Annotated in this window: 11 protein-coding genes; 3 read left to right on the top strand and 8 right to left on the bottom strand. The window is 72.8% G+C overall.

Translation table 11 applies throughout. The features are described 5' to 3' along the window. Positions 1-75: 75 nt before the first annotated feature. Complete coding sequence (locus J8M51_RS00465; RefSeq protein ID WP_086761312.1) at positions 76-1,416, top strand: radical SAM protein; 1,341 nt, start codon at positions 76-78, stop codon at positions 1,414-1,416. Then, positions 1,413-2,480: an aminotransferase class I/II-fold pyridoxal phosphate-dependent enzyme gene (locus J8M51_RS00470; RefSeq protein ID WP_086761310.1), complete on the top strand. Its 1,068-nt coding sequence runs from the start codon at positions 1,413-1,415 to the stop codon at positions 2,478-2,480. The genes J8M51_RS00465 and J8M51_RS00470 overlap by 4 nt, the downstream gene beginning before the upstream one ends. 75 nt (positions 2,481-2,555) lie before the next feature. Here J8M51_RS00470 and J8M51_RS00475 read toward each other — a convergent pair whose 3' ends face one another. The 4 genes from J8M51_RS00475 to J8M51_RS00490 form a co-directional block, all read right to left on the bottom strand. Beyond that, positions 2,556-2,918: a hypothetical protein gene (locus tag J8M51_RS00475; protein ID WP_256966034.1), complete on the bottom strand. Its 363-nt coding sequence runs from the start codon at positions 2,916-2,918 to the stop codon at positions 2,556-2,558. A 305-nt stretch (positions 2,919-3,223) separates the two neighbouring features. After that, positions 3,224-4,522 (bottom strand): amidohydrolase family protein, encoded by a 1,299-nt coding sequence (locus J8M51_RS00480; RefSeq protein ID WP_086761308.1) that lies wholly within the window; start codon positions 4,520-4,522, stop codon positions 3,224-3,226. Positions 4,523-4,535: 13 nt separating this feature from the next. Further along, on the bottom strand, positions 4,536-6,059 hold the full coding sequence (locus tag J8M51_RS00485) for an amino acid permease (protein WP_086761306.1): 1,524 nt from the start codon (positions 6,057-6,059) through the stop codon (positions 4,536-4,538). Between the two features lie 124 nt (positions 6,060-6,183). After that, the gene (locus J8M51_RS00490) at positions 6,184-7,368 is read right to left on the bottom strand and encodes a trans-sulfuration enzyme family protein (RefSeq protein ID WP_086761304.1); all 1,185 of its coding nucleotides are present in this window, start codon (positions 7,366-7,368) and stop codon (positions 6,184-6,186) included. 152 nt (positions 7,369-7,520) lie between these two features. Here J8M51_RS00490 and J8M51_RS00495 point away from each other — a divergent pair, with 152 nt between their 5' ends. After that, complete coding sequence (locus J8M51_RS00495) at positions 7,521-7,964, top strand: Lrp/AsnC family transcriptional regulator (RefSeq protein WP_086761302.1); 444 nt, start codon at positions 7,521-7,523, stop codon at positions 7,962-7,964. Between the two features lie 97 nt (positions 7,965-8,061). Here the strand turns inward: J8M51_RS00495 and J8M51_RS00500 are convergent, their stop codons facing one another. The 4 genes from J8M51_RS00500 to J8M51_RS00515 all read right to left on the bottom strand — a co-directional run bounded on the left by J8M51_RS00500 (position 8,062) and on the right by J8M51_RS00515 (position 19,322). Next, positions 8,062-9,309 carry a cytochrome P450 family protein gene (locus J8M51_RS00500; RefSeq protein ID WP_179203375.1) on the bottom strand — a complete coding sequence of 416 codons (1,248 nt, stop codon included), beginning with the start codon at positions 9,307-9,309 and terminating at the stop codon, positions 8,062-8,064. A gap of 107 nt (positions 9,310-9,416) precedes the next feature. Beyond that, positions 9,417-10,247, bottom strand: a complete 831-nt coding sequence (locus J8M51_RS00505; RefSeq protein ID WP_086761300.1) for an LLM class F420-dependent oxidoreductase — start codon at positions 10,245-10,247, stop codon at positions 9,417-9,419. 16 nt (positions 10,248-10,263) lie between these two features. Further along, a complete protein-coding gene (locus tag J8M51_RS00510) occupies positions 10,264-11,829 on the bottom strand; it encodes a class I adenylate-forming enzyme family protein (RefSeq protein WP_179203374.1) in 1,566 nt (521 codons plus the stop codon). An 86-nt stretch (positions 11,830-11,915) separates the two neighbouring features. Next, complete coding sequence (locus tag J8M51_RS00515) at positions 11,916-19,322, bottom strand: type I polyketide synthase (protein WP_267298885.1); 7,407 nt, start codon at positions 19,320-19,322, stop codon at positions 11,916-11,918. Positions 19,323-19,363: the final 41 nt, after the last annotated feature.

Raw genomic sequence — 19,363 nt, forward strand, 5'->3', positions numbered from 1 at the left:
CGGGGTGGCGGGAGCCCGAGGAGCCGGGTGATCTCCGGCCTTCAGAGGGGGAGGGAAGTCGAGCATGATGACGGGATGAACCACAGCGACCAGCGCTTCCATGTCATCGTGCTGTCGAACTTCGCGAGGGGCTTCGACAAGTACGCGTTCGCCTACGGCAAGGCGGGGATCCCGGAAAGCACCTATCCCGACCGGTTCCATCTGCTGACCCGCGCGGAGTTGGGGATCGGCGTCGGCAAGGCGCGACGCCTGCTGGACCGGCTGGCGGTTCCGGGCGACCGGCTGTTGGTGCTGGAGACCACGGTGGACCCCGACAGGCTGGTGCCCAATGTGTCGACCGGGCTCGGCATGGAACTGCGCGAGGCTCGCATCCGGTTGTCAGCGGTCCATGAACTCGACCACGAGGGCGACGAGTTCACTCTGCGGCCGACGACCGTCGAGGACGCGATGGCGGCCTCGCTGCACCTGCACGGCTCGGCGCTGCGTCGCTACGCCGACACACGGCCGCGCTCGGTGTCGATCCTGCCGGTCGCCTCCGCCTGCCAGGCCCGCTGTTCGTTCTGCTTCTCCTCGGCCTCGATCTCCAGCGACCAGCCGCCCGCACGGGTCCCCTGGGACGCGGTCGCCCACTGGCTGGAGCGGGCCCGTGCGGCGGGCGCCGAGCGTGCGGTGATCACCGGCGGCGGGGAGCCCACGCTCATACCGTTCGAACAGCAGCTGCGGCTGGTGTCCGCCTGCTCGGCGGCCTTCCCGAAGGTCGTCCTGATCACCAACGCGCACACCCTGGCCAAGGGCGGGCACACCGACCGGGCCGACCGCCTCGCCGCCCTGGGCGCCGCGGGCCTGAGCGTGCTGGCGGTCTCCCGGCACCATCAGGACGACACCGTCAGCGAGCGGCTGATGATGCTTCGCACACCGGTGACCTCCGTGATCGACACCTGGCGCACGGAACGCGACCGCTGGCCGGGCTTGCGGATGCGGCTGATCTGCGTGCTCCAGCACGGGGGCGTCGCCGACGCGGCCGATGTCGCCGACTACCTTTCGTGGGCCGCGGCCCGAGGTGTCGAGGAAGTCTGTTTCAAGGAGCTCTACGTGTCCACCAGCACGGAGTCGCTCTACTTCGACCGCACCGCCAACGTCTGGAGCCGCGAACACCAGGTCTCGCTGTCCGTCGTCACCGAATTCGCCGAGCGGCACGGCTTCGCGCTCGCGGACCGCCTGCCCTGGGGCGCGCCGGTGTACCACGGCAGCTGGGACGGCCGGCCGATACGGATCGCCGCCTACACCGAACCCAGCCTGCTCTGGGAACGCACCCACGGGATCGCGCGCAGCTGGAACGTCATGGCCGACGGACGGTGCTACGCCTCCCTGGAGGACCGGGCCAGCGAGATCGTGCCGGAAGGCGCGACGGCATGAGGTCCCAGGAGTTCGAGGAGTTCCAGGCATTCCGGCAGCGGCAGCTCAGCGCTTCCGCGTCGCTCCTGGACGCCGCCGAGACGAATGTGTACCGGGCGCTTGCCCCGATGCGACCGGAACCGCCGGCCGACACGCAGAAGGTGTACCGATGCGACCTCGCCCGAACCTGGCTGCGGCGCTTCGAACTGCCGGAGGAGTGGTCCGGCCGCGCCATGGTCTGCCGAGGGGTCCGGCACGGGCTCGGGGTGGTGTTCCCCTGGCTGCGCGCCGTCGGGGCACGGCTGTGGCTGCCCGGCGACGTGTACCCGGTGTACTTCGAGCTGGCCCGCGCGGCGGGGCTGGCGCCCGGCTCCTACCCGACGCTGCCGGCACCGACCCTGCCGACGTCCCCGGCCTCCCCGACACCTCCGTCCTTCCCGATGTCGCCGCCGGACCAGCGGCCCGAGTACCTGCTGCTCGCCAACCCCAGCAAGCCGCTCGGCCGATACCTGTCCGACGACGAGTGCGCAGCGGTGATCGCGTGGTTGCGGGAGGCACCGCATCGCCACATTCTGATCGACAGCGTCTACGACCTGGGAGCCCCGTTCGCCGCCGGCACACGGCGGCTGCTGGACACCGGTCGTGCGATCCTGCTGCATTCGGTCACCAAGGGATGGCTGTGGCCCCGTACGTTCGGCGTGGTCCTCCTGGGTCCGGCGCACACCGAACTGGCCGAGGCGTTCCGGGCGGATCCGCCGGCGCCGGCGCAACTGGGGCTCGCCGACCGCCTGCTGACCGAGCACGGTGACGTACCCCGGCGCGTCGGCGACGAACTGACGGCGCGGGCTGAGCGGCTGTTCGAGCGGTTGCCGGACGACGTGCTCAAGGCGATTCCCACGGCGAGCCGGACGTGTCCCGGCAACTACTTCTTCCCGGCCGACATCCCCGCGCAGACGCTCCAACGCGAGTACGGCGTACTCGCGCTGCCGGTCGGCGTGTTCGGTGAGAGCACCTGGTCCGGCTCCGTCCTGACCAGCCTCGGTGACGCGCTCTCCCCCACGCCGACGGGCACAGGGAACCGCTGAAGTACCCGGCCGTAGCGCGGGCGTGGGGTTCCATCCGTGACAGGGACCCCACGCCGCGAGCCGTGCATCGGAGAATCAGTCACCGCTGCGTTCAGTCAGCGGGGACTCCCGCCCCTCGGACACGGGCGACTCCGCCGGGCGGCCGTCCAGTTCCCGCTCTCTGGCGGCCAGGGCCCTCGCCAGCATCTTCGCCCGGTAGGGATTCGAGGTACTGAGGGCCTTCGCCACCTCCACGGCCTCGTCCAGCAGGGCCAACCGCTGCCCGGGCGACTCCCGCACCAGAGGCGAGGCGCTCGCCTCCACCAGGACGTACGCCAGCTTCGACCCGTACACCTCCGGCTCGACCTGTGTCAGTAGCCGGTAGATCCACAACCCCTCGGCACCACGCACCACCCGCCGGTTGGCACTCAGCAGTCTGACCCTCGCCAGCAAGAGCATGCCCTGATCCATCGATCCCCTTCGTCAGGCCCCCTCCGGCCCGCGCACGTCACACGGTGCGACAGCACGGCGACCACGCCGACAACCGGGAACGGCTGCCGACGCGTTGGCCGGAGTGGGGATGACGACGAGTCTGACGCGCGGCATCAACGGCCACAAGAACAAACGGACGTGCGCTGCGTCCTACCGAAAACCACCTCCGAACAGGCATGATGGATCTGACACTCACTCCGGCGAGGGGTGATCGGTGCGGCGGCGGTAGGCCCCGGCGCGTAGGGCGCGGTGCGGGATGCCGCTTCGCGGCGTCACTGCGATGCCGGCCGCGGGCGCCATGTGCCGTCGAGCGGAATGCCGGCGGCTGCCGCGATCCGGTCGCGTGAGGCGAGCAGTCGGGTGCGGAGTGCCGCGAGGTCGACGTCCACCAGGGTGCCGTCGCGTTTGACCGTGCGGCCGGCGACGAGGACGGTGTCGACCAGGCCGGGGTGACCGTGGCTGACGACGGTGGCGACCGGGTCGGTGACCGGGAAGACGGTCAGGTCGTCGGTGCGCAGGAGGATGATGTCGGCGTCCTTGCCGGGGGCGATGCTGCCGGTCCGGGCGTCGAGTCCGCAGGAGGCGGCGGCGTCGAGGGTGGTGAAGGCGAGCAGGTCGCGGCAGCGCAGGCCGCCGTCCAGGCCGCGTTGGACGGCGAAGGCGGTGCGCATCGTGGAGAACAGGTCGCCGCCGGCCGAGGGGACGTCGTCGACGGACAGCGTCGGGCGCAGCCCCGCGGCGAGCGCCCGGCCGGTCATCGGCCAGCCGAAGCCCATCTTCAGCTCGACGTCCGGGCTGATCGACAGCGAGCTGCCCGCGTCGGCGAGCATCCGCAACTCCTCGTCGCCGAGCCCGTTGCCGTGCACGAACGTGGTGGTGTCCCGCAGCAGTCCGTGCGCGCGCAGCTCGGCGACCGCCCCGCCCACGAGGTCCACGTGCAGGCTGGTGCGCAGGCCGAGTTCGGCCGCTAGTTCCAGTTCCCGGGCGACGGTGTCCATGCCCGTCGCCTCGGGTCCGCGCAGTCCGAACGCCATGGTGACCAGGCCGCCGTCCTCGCCCAGGTCGGCGCGGAGGCGGCGGACGGCGGCGTCGACGGGGTCGGCGGTGCCCCATCCGGCGCCGAGGCAGAAGACCGACCGTCCCGGCGCGTCCCGCAGCGCGGCGACGGCGGCGTCCTCGTGCTCCGGGGTCTGTGCGACGTGGTACCAGTCGAGCATCGTGGTCACACCGGAATGCAGGGCCTCCAGACGGCCGAGCAGGGTGCCCGCGTAGACGTCCTCGGGCCGGTAGTGGGGTTTGACCGTGCCGTGCATGGCCACCGCCCACTCGGGGAACGTCCAGTCGGCGCCGACGCCCCGGAACGCGGTCTGCCAGGTGTGGCGGTGGTTGTCGACGAAGCCGGGCATGACGATCCGGTCGGTCGCGTCGATCACCTCGGCGCCGTCCGGTACGGCGAGGTGTTCGGCGACCTCGACGATCACGCCGTCCTCGATGAGCACGTCGCCGCGGGCGAGATCGCCGACAGCCGGGTCCATCGTGACCACGGTGCCGCCGGTGAGCAGGGTTTTCATCGGGTGTACTCCTTCACGGACGTTTCGGATGTTTCGGATGGTTCGGGCTCGTGCCGTGGCGGGGCCGAGGTCGGCGCTCATGCGGGATCGGATCCGGGCGGGCGGTCCGGGCCCTCTGCCGCAGATGGCCGACGAGGGCGAGGGCCAGGGTCAGGCCGCCGGTGAAGTACAGCTGCACACGGGTGTCGGGCCGGCCCGCCATGAGGGCCAGGACGGTCAGCACTCCGGCCAGGGCCACCCAGGTCAGGACGGGGAACGCCCACATCCTCACGACCAGCTTCTCGGGGGCCTCCCGCTCCAGCCGCCGGCGCGTCCGCAGCTGGGCGGCGGCGATGAAGCCCCACACCACGAGCACGGCCGCGCCCACCGTGTTGAGCAGCCAGGTGAAGACGGTCTCCGGCCACCGGTAGCTGAGCAGCACCGCGAGGAAGCCGAAGCCGGAGGAGGCGATGACCGCGGGTCTCGGTACTCCTTTGGAGACCTTGCCGAGGGCTTTGGGGCCCTGGCCGCGGGCCGTCAGCGAGTACGCCATGCGGGAGGAGCCATAGATGTTGGCGTTCATCGCGGAGAGCAGGGCGATGAGCACGATCACGTTCATCACCTGTCCGGCGGCCGGTATGTCGAGATGGTCCAGCACCGCCACGTAGGGGCCGCTGGTGGTGACGGCCGGGTCGCCCCACGGGATGAGGGTGACGATGACCAGCATCGAACCGACGTAGAAGACGGCGATCCGCCACATCGCGGTGCGCACGGCCTTGGCGACTCCCCTGACCGGGTGTTCGGACTCGGCGGCGGCGATGGTGACCGTCTCCAGGCCGCCGTAGGCGAAGACCGAGGTGAGCAGGCCGACGACCAGGCCGTTCGTGCCGTGCGGCAGGAAGCCGCCGTCCCCGGTGAGGTTGGCCGCGCCCGGGGCGTTCGTGCCGGGCAGCAGGCCGAGGATCGCGAGGCCGCCCAGCAGGAGAAAGAGCGAGATCGCGCCGACCTTCAGGGCCGCGAACCAGAACTCGAACTCACCGAAGTTGCCCACGGCCGCGAGGTTCGTACCGCAGAACGCGGCCATGAACAGCAGGACCCACATCCAGGACGCGGTCTGCGGGAACCAGCCGGTCATGATGGTCGCGGCGCCGATCGCCTCGGCGGCGACGCCCACGCACAACAGCGTCCAGAACATCCATCCGGCGGTGAAGCCCGCCCAGGGGCCGATGGCCCGCTCGGCGTGCACCGAGAACGATCCGGAGGCGGGGTCGGCCGCCGACATCTCGCCGAGCATGCGCATCACCAGCATGACGAGCACGCCGGAGAGGGCGTAGGCGACGACGATCGACGGTCCGGCCGCCGCGATACCGGCGCCGGAGCCGACGAACAGCCCCGCGCCGATGACACCACCGAGGGCGATCATCGACAGGTGACGCTGTTTGAGCCCCCGGGAGAGCGGGGTGCCGCCGAGGGGCGAGCCGCCGGCGGTCGCGGGAACGGATGCGGGAACGGATGCGGATGCGGGGTCGGCGAGGCGGTGGTCGTGCGGGTCGGGCATGAGGATGCACCTCTTCATCGAGCTGCTGGGCGCAGGGGCCGGTGGTGTCGGGAACCGCGCCGGTCACAGGCGCGCGCCCATGGACGGCGTCGCCGCACGGTGTGACCGGCGCTCTCCGGGTGATTCAGGCGGTCGCTGCCGCGGTGTGTACGGCGTCGGCGGCGGCGAGGGCGTCGGCGACCAGGTCGGCGGTGTCCTCCGTGCCCGCGGCCAGCCGGACCAGGCCCGGCGGCACCGACTCGGCGATCTGGTCCTCGCTGAGCATCCCGCGCCACATGGACGCCGGGTGCACCGCCAGGGACTCCACACCGCCGAGGCTGGCCGACCGCAGCGAGTAGCGCAGTCGGCCGAGGAAGGCGTCGGCCGTCTCGAAGCCGCCGGTGAACTCGATGCCGAGCACCCCGCCGAAGCCGCTCATCTGACGGGCCGCCAGCTCGTGCTGCGGATGCGACGCCAGGCCGGGATAGTGCACCCTCGCCACGGCCGGATGTCCGGCGAGCGCCTGCGCGAGGGCGAGGCCGTTGGCGTTGTGCCGGGGCATCCGCAGCGGCAGGGTGCGCATCCCGCGCAGCAGCAGCCAGGCGTCGACGGGGCCGAGGGTGGCGCCGGTGAGGAGGCCGACGTCCCAGATCCGGTCCAGGAGTTCGGCGGACCCGGCGATCACTCCGGCGGAGACGTCGGAGTGGCCGTTGAGGTACTTGGTCGCGCTGTGCCAGACCAGGTCGATGCCGAGGTCCGCCGGACGCTGGTTGAGCGGGGTGGCGAAAGTGTTGTCCGCCATGGTCGGCACGTTGTGCGCGCGGGCCAGGTCCGCGACGGCGCGCAGATCGGTGATCTGCAGCAGAGGGTTGCTCGGCGTCTCCACCAGGATCAGCCGGGTCCTCGGGGTCAGCGCCTTCGCGAACGCCTCCGGGTCGGTCTGGTCGACCTGGGTGGTGGAGACGCCGAGGCGCGGCAGCAGGTTCAGCAGGACGGAGCCCGTGCCGCCGTAGGTGGACCGCTGCCCGATGACATGGTCGCCGGCGGACACCAGGGCCAGCACGGCGGTGGTGAGCGCGGCCATCCCGGACGCGGTGACCATGGCCGCCTCGGTGCCCTCCAGCGCGGCGACCACGGCGGCGACCTGGGCGTGGTTGGGGTTGCCGAAGCGGGTGTAGAAGTCCCTGCCGCGCGGTTCGACGGCGCCGCGGGCGAACGTCTCGCCGTCCTCGGCCCAGAACGCCGCCGTCTGGTAGATGGGCGGTGCCACGGCACGGGTGGGGTGGATCCCTCGGTCGGCGTGGACGGTGATGGTGCTGTTGCCCGGCATGGCTGTCCTTCCGTGGACATCGGTACGACGCCATGAAGCGTGGCCGACCATCGGTCCGAGACGGACGGATCTCGGCAACTTTGGCAGCAAATTGCGCTCACCACGGGCGCACGATTGTGGTACTCCACACTCAGGAGCAATAATCTGCCACCATGGATGAGGTGGACCGGTCGATCCTGGCCGTGCTGGAGAAGAACGGCCGGATCAGCAACAACGAACTGGCCGCCCGGGTCGGGCTGTCACCGTCGCCCTGTCTGCGGCGTGTACGGCAGCTGGAGGAGGCCGGGGTCATCCGCGGCTACCGGGCGCTGGTCGACCCGGTCGCGGTCGGGCGCGCTCTGCGCGTGTTCGCCGGGGTCCGGCTGATGCGGCACACCCGCGCGGACGTGGTCGCGTTCGAACGCGGGATCATCCGACTGCCCGAGGTGGTCGCCTGCCACCACATCACCGGCAACTACGACTACCTGCTCCAGGTCGAGGTCGCCGACCTGCCCGCCTACGAGGACTTCCACGCCAACCAGCTGGCCGCCCTGCCCGGCGTGGCCACGGTGACCAGCTACGTCACCATGAAGACACTCTCCGCCGACCCCGCCTGACGGGGCCCCTCCCACCCTGGGGCCGGGCACGAGACCGAGCGCCCCACCGACGTGCACCGGTCCCGTGCGATCGCCGTCGCGGTCACTCGGCCCGCCGCTACGCAGTCACGCCGGCAGTCGTTCCGCCACCCGCGTGTGTGCGGACCGGCAGGGACCGCACGCCGCGGTGCAGCATGCTGGGCCGCACGTTCAGCTCCGCCGGGTCGGCCGCCAGGTGCAGGACGGGGAAGCGTGCGAGCAGGCGTGCGAAGGCGATCTCGCTCTCGGCCCTGGCGAGCGGTGCGCCCACGCAGTGGTGGATGCCGTGGCCGAACGCGAGATGACCGGTCGCGGCGCGGGTGATGTCGAGTGCGTCCGGGGCGGGGTAACGGGCCGAGTCACGGTTCGCCGCCAGGAGGCCGACGAAGACGAACTCGTCGGCCGGTATGGTCACGTCCCCGACGGGGACCGCGGCGGTGGTGCGCCGGAAGTGACTGATGTTGGCGGAGCCGTCGAAGCGCAGGAACTCCTCGACCGCGCCCGGCAGCAGCGACGGATCGGCCCGCAGACCGGCGAGCTGGTCCGGGTGGCGCAGCAGGGCGAGAGTGCCGTTGCCGATGAGGTTGACCGTGGTGTCGAAGCCGCCGACGAAGAGGACGACGGCGAGGGAGACCACCTCCTCGTGGCTGAGCCTGTCCTCGCCGTCGGCCGCGAGGATCAGCGAACTGAGGAGCCTGTCGTCGGGCTCGGCGCGCTTGGCCTCGACGATGGCACTCACCAGGGTCAGCAGTGCGTTGGACGCCTTGTTCACCAGGCTCCGGTCCGCGTCGGAGGTCAGGATCTCGGAGGTTTCGCGGAACTCGGCGCGGTCGCCCTCGGGGACCCCCAGCAGTTCGGAGATCACCGTGCTGACCAGAGGGGCCGCGTAGTCGGCGACGACGTCGAACTCGCCGCGGTCGGCCAGGGAGTCGAGGATCTCGTCCGCGATCTCCTCGATCCGGGGGCGCAGCCGGTTCACCTGCCGCATGGTGAACGCCTTGCCGACGAGGCCGCGCAGCCGGGTGTGGTCCGGCGGATCCATGTTGATCATGGACTGCTGGATCGAGTGGGAGTAGTCGCGCTGACGGTTCATGTCGGTCTGGTGAAGCTCGAAGAGGTGCCCCGCGTCGGCCATGTTCTTGCTCACGCGCGGGTCGGCGAGCAGGGCCCGGCCCTCCTCGTAGGAGGTGATCAGCCAGACCTTGAGGCCGGTGGGCAGAATGGCCCGGTGGACCGAACCCTCCTGGCGCAGCCGGTCGTAGACGGCGTGGGGGTCGCGGACGAAGTCGGCGCCGAGCACCACGGGTTCGGTCGTCGGGGATGACATGGGGTGACCGCCTTTCAGGGAGGTTCTCACTCAAGGGGGCGTCCCGGGCCGGGAGTTGCCGGAGGGCTCGGGGGGATCCGGGGACGGCCGTGGTCCCCGGGGTCCGCTCAGCGGAGGCGGTCGCCGAGGCGGAGCGCGATCCGGTCGACGGTTCTCGTCATCCGGGCGGTGTCGAGGGGCCGCGCCCAGATCAGGACGCGGTCGACTCCGGCGGCCTCGTAGGCGTCCACGTCGCGGGTCTCACCGCCGAAGAGGGTGACCGGGAGGGGTTCGTCTCTGCCAGGTCTCCGGGCGGTCTTCTTGAACTCGGCGATCCGGTCGAGGACCCCGGGGCGGGCCATGGGGATCCACTCGTCTCCGTAGGCCAGGACGCGCTCGGTGACGCGGGGGCCGTTGCCCGCGACGAGGATCGGTGGGTGGGGCGTCCGGACGGGCTTGGGCCAGGAGGTGATGTCGGAGAAGTCGACGAACTCGCCGTGATAGGAGGCGATGTCCTTGGTCCAGATCTCCCGCATGGCCCGGACGCGCTCCTCCATGACCTGCCAGCGGTCGTCGGGGTCCGTGCCGTGGTTGCGCAACTCCTGCTTGATCCAGCCCGGCCCCACCCCGACGTTCATCCGGCCGCCGGAGAGCACGTCCACCGACGCGACCGCCTTGGCGGTGACGATGGGATCGCGCTCGGGGACCAGCAGGATCGCGGTGCCGATCTGCAGCGTGGACGTGGCCTGCGCGAGGGCTCCCAGGGTGACGAAGGGGTCCATGCCGTTCCTGAACTCGGGCGCGAGGGCCGCGACGTCGTCCTTCTCGGGTGTGACGGCCGGGATGTGGGTGTGGTCGGGCACGAACAGGGACTCGAAGCCCCGGTCCTCCAGGAGGGTGCCGAGGTCGGCGAGGGGGATGGCGTCCCGCGTGGGGAACATGACGAAGCCGAACTTCACGACGGGCCGCCCTCCTTCAGCCCGCGTGCGCCGGCATGGTCGGGGAGGTCTCCGTGGCCGCCCGGGACGATGTGTACTCGGTGGCGAGCCGTTGGCGGCCGAGCTTGCCGCTGGGCAGTACCGGCAGCTTCTCGACGATGTCGATCTCCGCGGGGTGCTTGTACGCGCCGAGCCGGCCGGACAGGTGCTCAAGCACCGCCGCCGGCTCGATCCTGCGTCCCGGCTCCGGCTCGACGAGCGCGACCGCACGCTCGCCGGTCGCGGTGTCGGGGACCCCGAAGACGAGGGCGGCGGCGACATCGGGGTGCGCGGCGATCGCCTGCTCGATCTCCAGCGGCGAGACCGGATAGCCCTCGACCATGATCAGGTCCTTCTTGCGGCCCACGAACAGCAGACAGCCGTCCTCCCGTCGCCGGACGATGTCACCGCTGGCCAGCCACTCCGTACGGTCGAAGCGCTCCACTCCGCTGCCGTTCCACGACCCGACGGGCCGGGAGGGGGTGCGCAGCAGCAACTCCCCCGACTCCTCGCCCTCCTCGGCGTCGACCCGCACCTCCACACCGGGCAGCGGCCAGCCGATGGACGGGACGTCGACGGCGTCGATGCGCGGCTGTTCGATGACGGGCGCGGCGGTCTCCGTCATGCCGTAGACACCCGTCAGGGAGGCCCCGAAGGTCTCCGCGAAGTCCCGGCTCAGCTCGATCGGGCAGGCGTCGCCTCCGGCCACGCACCGGGTCCCCGCCAGATCGGGTGCCGGTTCCGCGGCGGTGCGGGCCTCCGTGAGCAGGGTGCGGAAGGTGGTGGGCGCGCCGCCGATCCAGCCGAAGCGATGGGTGCGCAGCATCCGCAGGACGACGTCCGGGGTGTTCGTCGCCGTCAGGGCCAGGGGCCTGCCCCGGCGCAGTGAGGTGAGCAGGACGAGGATTCCCCACGGGTTCATCAGATTGATCATGTAGTAGGTGGCGTCGGCGTGCCCCACGCCCTGGGCCTGCGTCAGGTCGAGGCCCGCTTCCAGGGTGGCCTGGGACAGTACGAGGCTCTTGGGCCGTCCGGTGGTGCCGGAGGTGTAGAAGATGGCGGCGAGTTCGTCCGGTCCGATGTCGTCGGCGGATACGGGGGTGTCCGCGAGGAGACTGCTCCACGGCCGCGTGATCGCAGTGTCGCTGGAGTCGGTGGAGTCGGTGGAGTCGGTGGAGTCGAGGATCCAGCTGTACTCGACCGTCCCGTGCTTCTCGATCACCTGGGCGCACGGCTCGTGGACCTCGGCCTCGCCGAGATAGAAGCGGGGTGCGCTGTCCTCGATCAGCTGGTCCACCTCGCCCGCCGACAGCTTGTGGCTCACCGGCACGATCACCGCGCCGACCCGCAGGCACGCGTAGTAGACCGAGACCAGTTCGTACCGGTTGGAGAGGTGCACCGCGACCCGCTCGCCCGTGCGCAGGCCGGCCCGCAGCAGCCCGGCGGCGACCTGGTGGGCGAGATCGAGGACGGTTCCGTAGGACACGGCGTCGTCGAAGGTGACCAGTGCGGGCGCGTCCGGTTGCCGGAGCGCGACCTGCTGGAAGTCCGAGAAGATTGACATGAGTTCCTCCGGTGAGTCTCCGAGGGGCCCTCGGGCCGTGCGGTGCGGGTGTTCGTGGGGTCGGGGCGAGGCCGTGGTGCGGTGGTTCAGCCGCGTGGGGTGGCCCGGTCGGCGCCGAGCAGGTCGGTGAGGGTGCGGGCCGTGTCGGCGACATGGTCGGTGAGCAGGCCGAAGTGGCTGCCCGGGGTGGTGGTGCGGGTCGCGAGGCCCTTCCACAACCGGGCCCATGCGCCGTCGGGCGCGGAGGGCACCTGCCGGGCCGCCTGGACGAGGTGGACGGCCGTGTCGAGGGCGTCCGGTGTCCAGTGGTTGCCGAACAGGTCCAGGTACCAGCCCATGGCGGTGAGTCCGGTGTCGTCGCGGGACCAGAACTCGCCCTGGGCGTCGGCCCATTCGCGCAGGATGTCGGTCGCCGCCGCGGTGGTGAGGGTGCCCGGCGGCAGTGTGTCGATCAGGACGAGTGCCTCGGGCCGGATCCCTCGGGCCGCCAGCCGGTGGGCGACGGCGTGCGCGACGAGACCTCCGGTGGAGAAGCCGGCCAGGGTGAACGGCTCGCCCTCGGCGCACCCCTCGACGGCGGTGGCCACGGCCTCGGCCACCGCGTCGGCGGTGTCGGGCAGCGGCTCGCCTTCTCGGTAGCCGGGCAGCGGGACGGCCGCGACGTCGTACCGGCCCTCCAGGGCGACGGCCAGCCGCTGGTAGGTGAGATTCGCCGTGGCGGGGATGAACGAGTCCACGCAGATCAGCGCGGGTCGTCCGACCCGGTGCAGCCAGAGCGCGGCGGGGGTGTGTCCGGGTAGCGGGGGGTGGGAGAACGCGGGCCGCAGGCGCGCGACCGCCGCCAGCACACGCACCCCGTCCGCGATACGTCCCTGCGCGACCGCCTGCCGCAGCAGTGTGCCGAGGGGGCCGTCCGGCCGTTCCTCGGGGGCGGCGGCCGACGCTGTGGGGTTGGCCGGGGACGTGGCGTCGGCCAGTCGGTCCGCCAGGTGGCCCGCGAGCGCGGCGGGGGTGGGGTGGTCGAAGACCGCGGTCGCCGGGAGGCTCAGCCCGGTCGCGGCGGCCAGCCTGTTACTCATCTCCACGGAGGTCACGGAGTCGAATCCCAGGGACCTGAATCCGGCGTCGGCGGTGAGCGTCCCGGGCTCGGGACGGCCGAGGACGGCGTCGGCGTGATCGGTGACCAACTCCAGCAGAATCCGCCGCCGTTCGGCCTCCGGCAGCTCCCCGAGCCGATGGGTGACGGCGGGCGCCGACGTCGGCCGGGACGCCGCGGGGGCGGTCAGGTCCGACAGCAGCGGTACGGGGTGCCGGGCCCGCAGCGCGGCCAGGTCGAGCCGCGCGGGGACCAGCGCCGCGAGGTGGCTGTCGGCGCCGGTTCCGACGGCGGCGTCGAACCGGGAGAGCCCCTCGGCGGTGGGGATCGGCGCGAGCCCGGCGCCGAGGACCTGACCGATGCCGTCCGCGCCGAGCCGCTCACCCATCGCGGAGCGTTCCCCCCACATCCCCCAGGCCAGCGCGGTGGCCGGCAGGCCGGTGGTACGGCGATGGGCGGCGAGGGCGTCGAGGAAGGTGTTGGCGGCGGCGTAGTTGCCCTGGCCGGCGAGTCCGAGGACGCCCACCGACGAGGAGTAGAGGACGAACGCGGCGAGGTCGAGCGGGCGGGTCAGCCGGTGCAGGTGCCACGCGGTGTCGGCCTTGGGCCGCAGCACGCCGTCCAGCTGATCGGTGGTCAACTGTCCGACGGGACCGGGGTCCACGGTTCCGGCCGCGTGCACCACGGCCGTCAGCGGGTGCTGGGCGGGGACGGCGCGCAGCAGCGCGGCGAGGGCGTCGGGGTCGGCCGTGTCACAGGCGGCGACGGTGACCTCGGCACCGAGGCGGGCCAGTTCGGCGCGGAGTTCCACGGCACCGGGGGCGTCCGCGCCCCGGCGGCTCACGAGCAGCAGATGCCGGACCCGGTGTTCGGTCACCAGGTGCCGGGCGAGGAGGGCCCCGAGGGTTCCGGTGCCGCCGGTGACGAGGACGGTGCCGTCCGGGTCGAGCGGACGGGGAACCGTGAGGACGACCTTTCCGGTGTGGGCCGCGTCGCGCATGAGCCGCAGGGCCCGGGGAGCCTGGCGGATGTCCAGGGCGGTGACGGGCAGCGGGGCCAGGGCGCCCGCGCGGAACAGTTCGGCCAGGCGGGTGAGGGTGCCGTGGACGTGCTCGGGGTCGATGCGGAGTTCGTACGGCAGTCGGCGTGCGTCGGGGTGGTCCCCGGTGTCGTTCGGGGTCCTGCCGAGGTCGACGAGGCGGCCTCCGGGGGCGAGCAACCGCAGTGAGGCGTCGGTGAGTTCGCCGCTGAGGCTGTGCAGGACGACGTCGACGCCCCGGCCGCCGGTGGCGGCACGGAACTTCCCCTCGAAGGAGGTGTCCCGTGAAGAGGCGATGCGGGAGTCGTCGAGGCCGAGGGCGCGCAGGGTGGCGTGCTTGCCGGGGTGCGCGGTGGCGTAGACGTCCGCGCCGAGGTGCCGCGCGATCTGGACGGCGGCCGTCCCGACCCCTCCGGCGGCGGCGTGCACGAGCACGGTGTCGCCGGGCCCGAGCCCGGCGACGTCGACCAGGCCCTGCCAGGCGGTGACGAAGGCTCCGGGCACGGTGGCGGCCTCGGCGAACGTCCAGCCGTCCGGGGCCCGGACGAGCGTGCGCCGGTCGGTGACCGCGAGGGTGCCCACGGCCCCGCCCTCGACCAGGCCCATCACCCGGTCACCGGGACGGAGGCCGTCGTACGCGCCAGGCGCCGACTCGACGACCACGCCCGAGATCTCGGTGCCGATCCGCCCCTCCCCGGGGTACATGCCGAGCGGGATGAGGACGTCACGGAAGTTGAGCCCGGCCGCCCGTACGGCGACCCGGACCTGTCCTTCGGCGAGGGGCGCCTCGGACGCGGCGCAGGGGGCGAGTCGGAGGTCGTCGAGACTGCCGGTGGGGTCCTCACGGAGGGTGAGGTGCCAGGCCCGTTGTCCGGTGGGGGGTACGAGGACGTCCGCGGGGTCGGCGCCGACCAGCCGTGGCGTCTTCATCACGCCTCGGCGCAGGGCGAGTTGGGGTTCGCTGTCGGCGAGCGCGGCTGCCACGGCCGTGGGTACGTTCCGCCAGGAGTCGTCGTGGTCGTCGACGTCGAGAAGGACGAAGCGGCCCGGGTGCTCGGTCTGGGTCGTACGCAGCAGTCCCCACACCGGTGACTGGGCCAGCCCGGGGACGTGCTCCCCGGCCTCGGTGGCGACCGCGCCCCGGGTGAGCACCACCAGGGTGTGCGCGCGGGTCCGCTCGTCGGCCAGCCACGCCTGGACGGACGCGAGGAGGTCGCGTGTGACGTAGTGAGTGTCGGAGGGCAGGCGCGCGGCGTCGTGTGCGCCGTCGCGGTGCTCGGCACACCCTGGGGACACAAGGACCGTGACCGCCGGTCCGGTGCCCAAGCTGTCGAGGGCGTCGCCGACGCTCCCGAGGATCGGCGCGTCCGCGTCAGCGAGGGCGTGCGGCGGCCGGGGAGCGCTCTTCCCGGAGACGATCCAACGGACGTCCCGCTGGGGCGCGTCGGAGGCGGGCGCGTACGGGCGCCAGTCCAGGTGGTAGGGCCGTGGGCGGGGTGGTGTCGTGCCGGTGGTGAGCGGTCTCAGCTCCAGCGAGCGGACGGTGGCGACGGGGCGGCCGGAGGAGTCGGCCAGCCGGAGCGAGTGGCGGCTGTGACCGGCCGGGGCCGAGGCGTCCGTCGTGGTCGACAGATGGCCGCGTACGGCGGTGACGCCACTGGTGTCGTGGAGGGTCAGGCCGCCGAGGGAGAAGAGCATCCTGAGCCGCCGTTCGTCCTCGGCGGTGGAGAGGGTCGCTATGAGGCCGGCCTGGAGACCCGCGTCGAGCAGGGTCGGGTGGAGGGCGTGTCCGTCCCGCGTCCACGGGGTGTCCGCGGGCAGGGCGGCCTCCACATAGACGTCACCGTCACGTCGCCAGGCCGCCGTGATCCGCCGGAAGGCGGGCCCCAGGACGATGTCCTGGCCGGCAAGACGTGTGTGGAGCGCGTCGAGGTCGACGGGCTCCGCGTCGGCCGGCGGCCAGACCCGCAGGTCGGGCCAGTCGGGAGGAGAGACGTCGACGGGGGCGAGGACGCCGGTGGCGTGCCGGGTCCACGGCGGTGTCCCGTCGTCGGGCCGCCCGCCGTCGGCAGGCTGGACACGGTCAGCCCGGCCGGCGGGCAGGCGGAAGTGGAAGTCCACCGGGCGCCCGCCGTCGGCCGTGGGTGGTCCGACGCGGACCTGGATGTCGACGGCGCCGCGCTCGGGCAGCGGCAGGGGCGTGTACAGGGAGAGTTCGTCGAGGCGGGCGTGTCCGAGCGTCCGTCCGGCGTGCAGGACGATCTCGGCGGTGGTGGCCCCGGCGATCGTCGCCGTACCGGCCACCACGTGATCGCTCAGCCAGGGGTGGGTCTCGGTGGACAGGCGCCCGGTGAAGACCCGGTCCGGCTGTGCGGCGAGATCGAGTTCCGCCGTGAGGAACGGGTGGGCCGGCGGGGTCGGACCGCCGGCTCCGGCCTGCTGCCGGGGTGGTGGGGTGCGCAGCCAGTAGCTCCGGCGCTGGAACGGATAGGTGGGCAGTTCCACGTGGCCGGCCCCGGCGGTCCGGGGCAGCAGACGGGGCCAGTCGAGTTCGGCTCCCCGGACGTGGAGTCGGGTGAGCGCGGCGCCGAGGACACGTACCTCGTCACGTCGCCTGCGCAGGGTCGGCGTCCATACGATGTCGGGCGCCCCGGAACGGGGATCCCCGGCGGGAGCGGTCTGCCCCTGGCCCAGCGCGGTCAGTACGGCGTCCGGTCCGATCTCCAGGAACGTGGTGGCGCCCCGGTCGCGCAACCGGGCGACGGCGTCCGCGAAGCGCACGGAGCCCCTCGCGTGGCGGCCCCAGTAGTCGGGAGAGCAGGCCTCGTCCGCGGTCAGCGCGGTGCCGGTCAGGGTGGACACGATGGGGACGGAGGGCGGCCGGAGGTCGAGTTCGGCGGCCGTCCGGACGAGTTCGTCGAGCACGGTGTCGACGTGCGGTGAGTGGAAGGCGTGGCTGACGCGCAGCCGGTTGACGCGGCGTCCCCGCTCGCGCCACTGGTCGGCGATCCGGGTGACGGTGTCACGGTCGCCGGAGATCACGGTCGAGGACGGCGCGTTGACCGCGGCCACGGAGACCTGCCGCTCATGACCGGCGAGCGTGGCCAGGACCTCCGCCTCGCCCGCGCCGATCGCGATCATCGCCCCGGTGTCGGGCAGCGACCGCATGAGCCGCCCGCGCGCGGCCACGAGCCGGGCCGCGTCCGTGAGGGACATGACCCCGGCGACATGAGCGGCGGCGATCTCCCCTATGGAGTGCCCGGCCACGAAGTCGGGGCGGGGCCCGAGCTGTTCGACCGTCCGGAACAGCGCCACTTCGAGAGCGAACAGGGCTGCCTGGGTGAAGTCGGTACGGTCGAGGAGGGTGGGCTCCTCGACCGTCCCGACCTCGGTCCCGGTCTCGATCTCGGTCTCGGCGAACATCACCTGCCGCAGCGGGTGCGGCAGGAACGGGTCGAGGTGGGCGCAGGCCTCGTCGAGCGCCGCGGCGAACACCGGGGAGTGCGCGTACAGTTCGCGCCCCATGCCCGCCCACTGGGAGCCCTGGCCGGAGAACAGGAACGCGGTCCGGCCGGTCACCACGCGCACACCTCGGACGACGCCGGCCGCCGGCCGGTCGCCCGCGAGGGCGTCGAGGCCGGCGAGCAGTGCGGTGCGGTCGGGCGCGGTGACGACGGCCCGGTGCTCCAGGTGCGCACGGGTGGTGGCCAGGGCATGGCCCACGGCTGGGAGATCGGCGTCCGGGGTCTCCGAGGCGATCCGGGAGAGCTGCGCGGCCTGGGCGCGCAAGCCGCCCGGCGACGCGGCGGAAAGCGGCCACACGAGCCCGTCCGGGGCGAGCACGGCCCCCGGCCCGCCGGGACCGCCGGGAGCCGCCGTGTCGGCCGCGGTCCCGAAGGCCGGGGTCGCGCCGTTGTCCCGCCGCGTGGACCGGTCCCCGGCTCGGCCCGCAGGTGCCTGGGTGGCAGTCGCTTCCCCGGCGTCCTCCTCCCCGGTGGCCTCCTCCAGCACGAGGTGGGCGTTCGTACCGGAGATCCCGAACGAGGACACGCCCGCCCGCCGGGGTCGCCCGGGGTCCGGCCAGGCGCGGTGGCCGGTCAGCAGCCGTACCGCTCCCCCGGACCAGTCGATCTTGGCGGAGGGGACGTCGGCGTGGAGCGTCCTCGGCAGCTCGCCGTGGCGCAGGGCCATGACCGTCTTGATGACCCCGGCGACACCGGCCGCCGCCTGGGTGTGACCGATGTTGGACTTCAGCGAGCCCAGCCACAGGGGCCGGTCGGCGGGCCGGTCCCTGCCGTAGGTGTGGAGGAGCGCGGTCGCCTCGATGGGGTCGCCGAGCGCGGTGCCGGTGCCGTGCGCCTCCACCGCGTCGATGTCGTGCGGGGTGACGCCCGCGTCGGCGAGGGCCTGGCGGATCACCTGTTCCTGGGCGGGGCCGCTCGGCGCGGTCAGGCCGTTGCTGGCGCCGTCCTGGTTGATCGCGCTGCCCCGGATCACGGCGAGCACGGGGTGGCCGTTCGCCCTGGCGTCGGACAGCCGCTCCAGGAGCAGCAGACCCACGCCTTCGGCGAACCCGGTGCCGTCGGCGCCGTCGGCGAACGCCTTGCAGCGCCCGTCCACGGCGAGTCCCCGCTGCCGGCCGAACTCGACGAACACCTCCGGGGTGGCCATCACCGTCGCTCCGCCGGCGAGGGCGAGCGTGCACTCCCGGGAGCGGAGCGACCGTACGGCGAGGTGCAGGGCCGTCAGGGACGAGGAGCAGGCGGTGTCCACGGTGACGGCCGGCCCGTTCAGGCCCAGGGTGTAGGCGATCCGGCCGGACGCGATGCTGGTCAGGCCGCCCTGGAGGCGGTATCCCGCGATGCTCGGCACCGACTGCTCGACCGGGGGCAGATAGGCCTGGGCCGCGGTGCCGACGAAGACGCCGGTCCGGCTGTTGCGCAGCGCCGCCGGGACGATCCCGGCGCGTTCGACCGTCTCCCAGGCCGTCTCCAGCAGCAGGCGCTGCTGCGGGTCCATCGCCAGCGCCTCACGGTCGGAGATCCCGAAGAACGTGGCGTCGAACCCGGCCGCGTCGTCGATGAAACCGCCCTGCCAGGCGCGGCCGTCGTCCGGGTCGGTCATCCCGTCGAGGTTCCAGCCGCGGTCGGCGGGGAAGGCGCCGACCGCGTCCGTGCCGGTGGCGACCAGTCGCCACAGCTCCTCGGGCGACCGGACGCCGCCGGGCAGGCGGCACGCCATGGCGACCACCGCGACGGGCTCCCGGGCCGCGGACACGAGCTGGTGGTTCCTCCGCCTGAGCTGCTCGTTGGCCAGCAGGCTGCGCCGCAGCGCCTCGGCGAGGTCGGGCTGGGGCACGGTCGACTCCGTCGTGTCGTTCGCCGAGGACCGGGCACGGG

The organism is Streptomyces griseiscabiei (assembly GCF_020010925.1).
GTDB lineage: Bacteria > Actinomycetota > Actinomycetes > Streptomycetales > Streptomycetaceae > Streptomyces > Streptomyces griseiscabiei.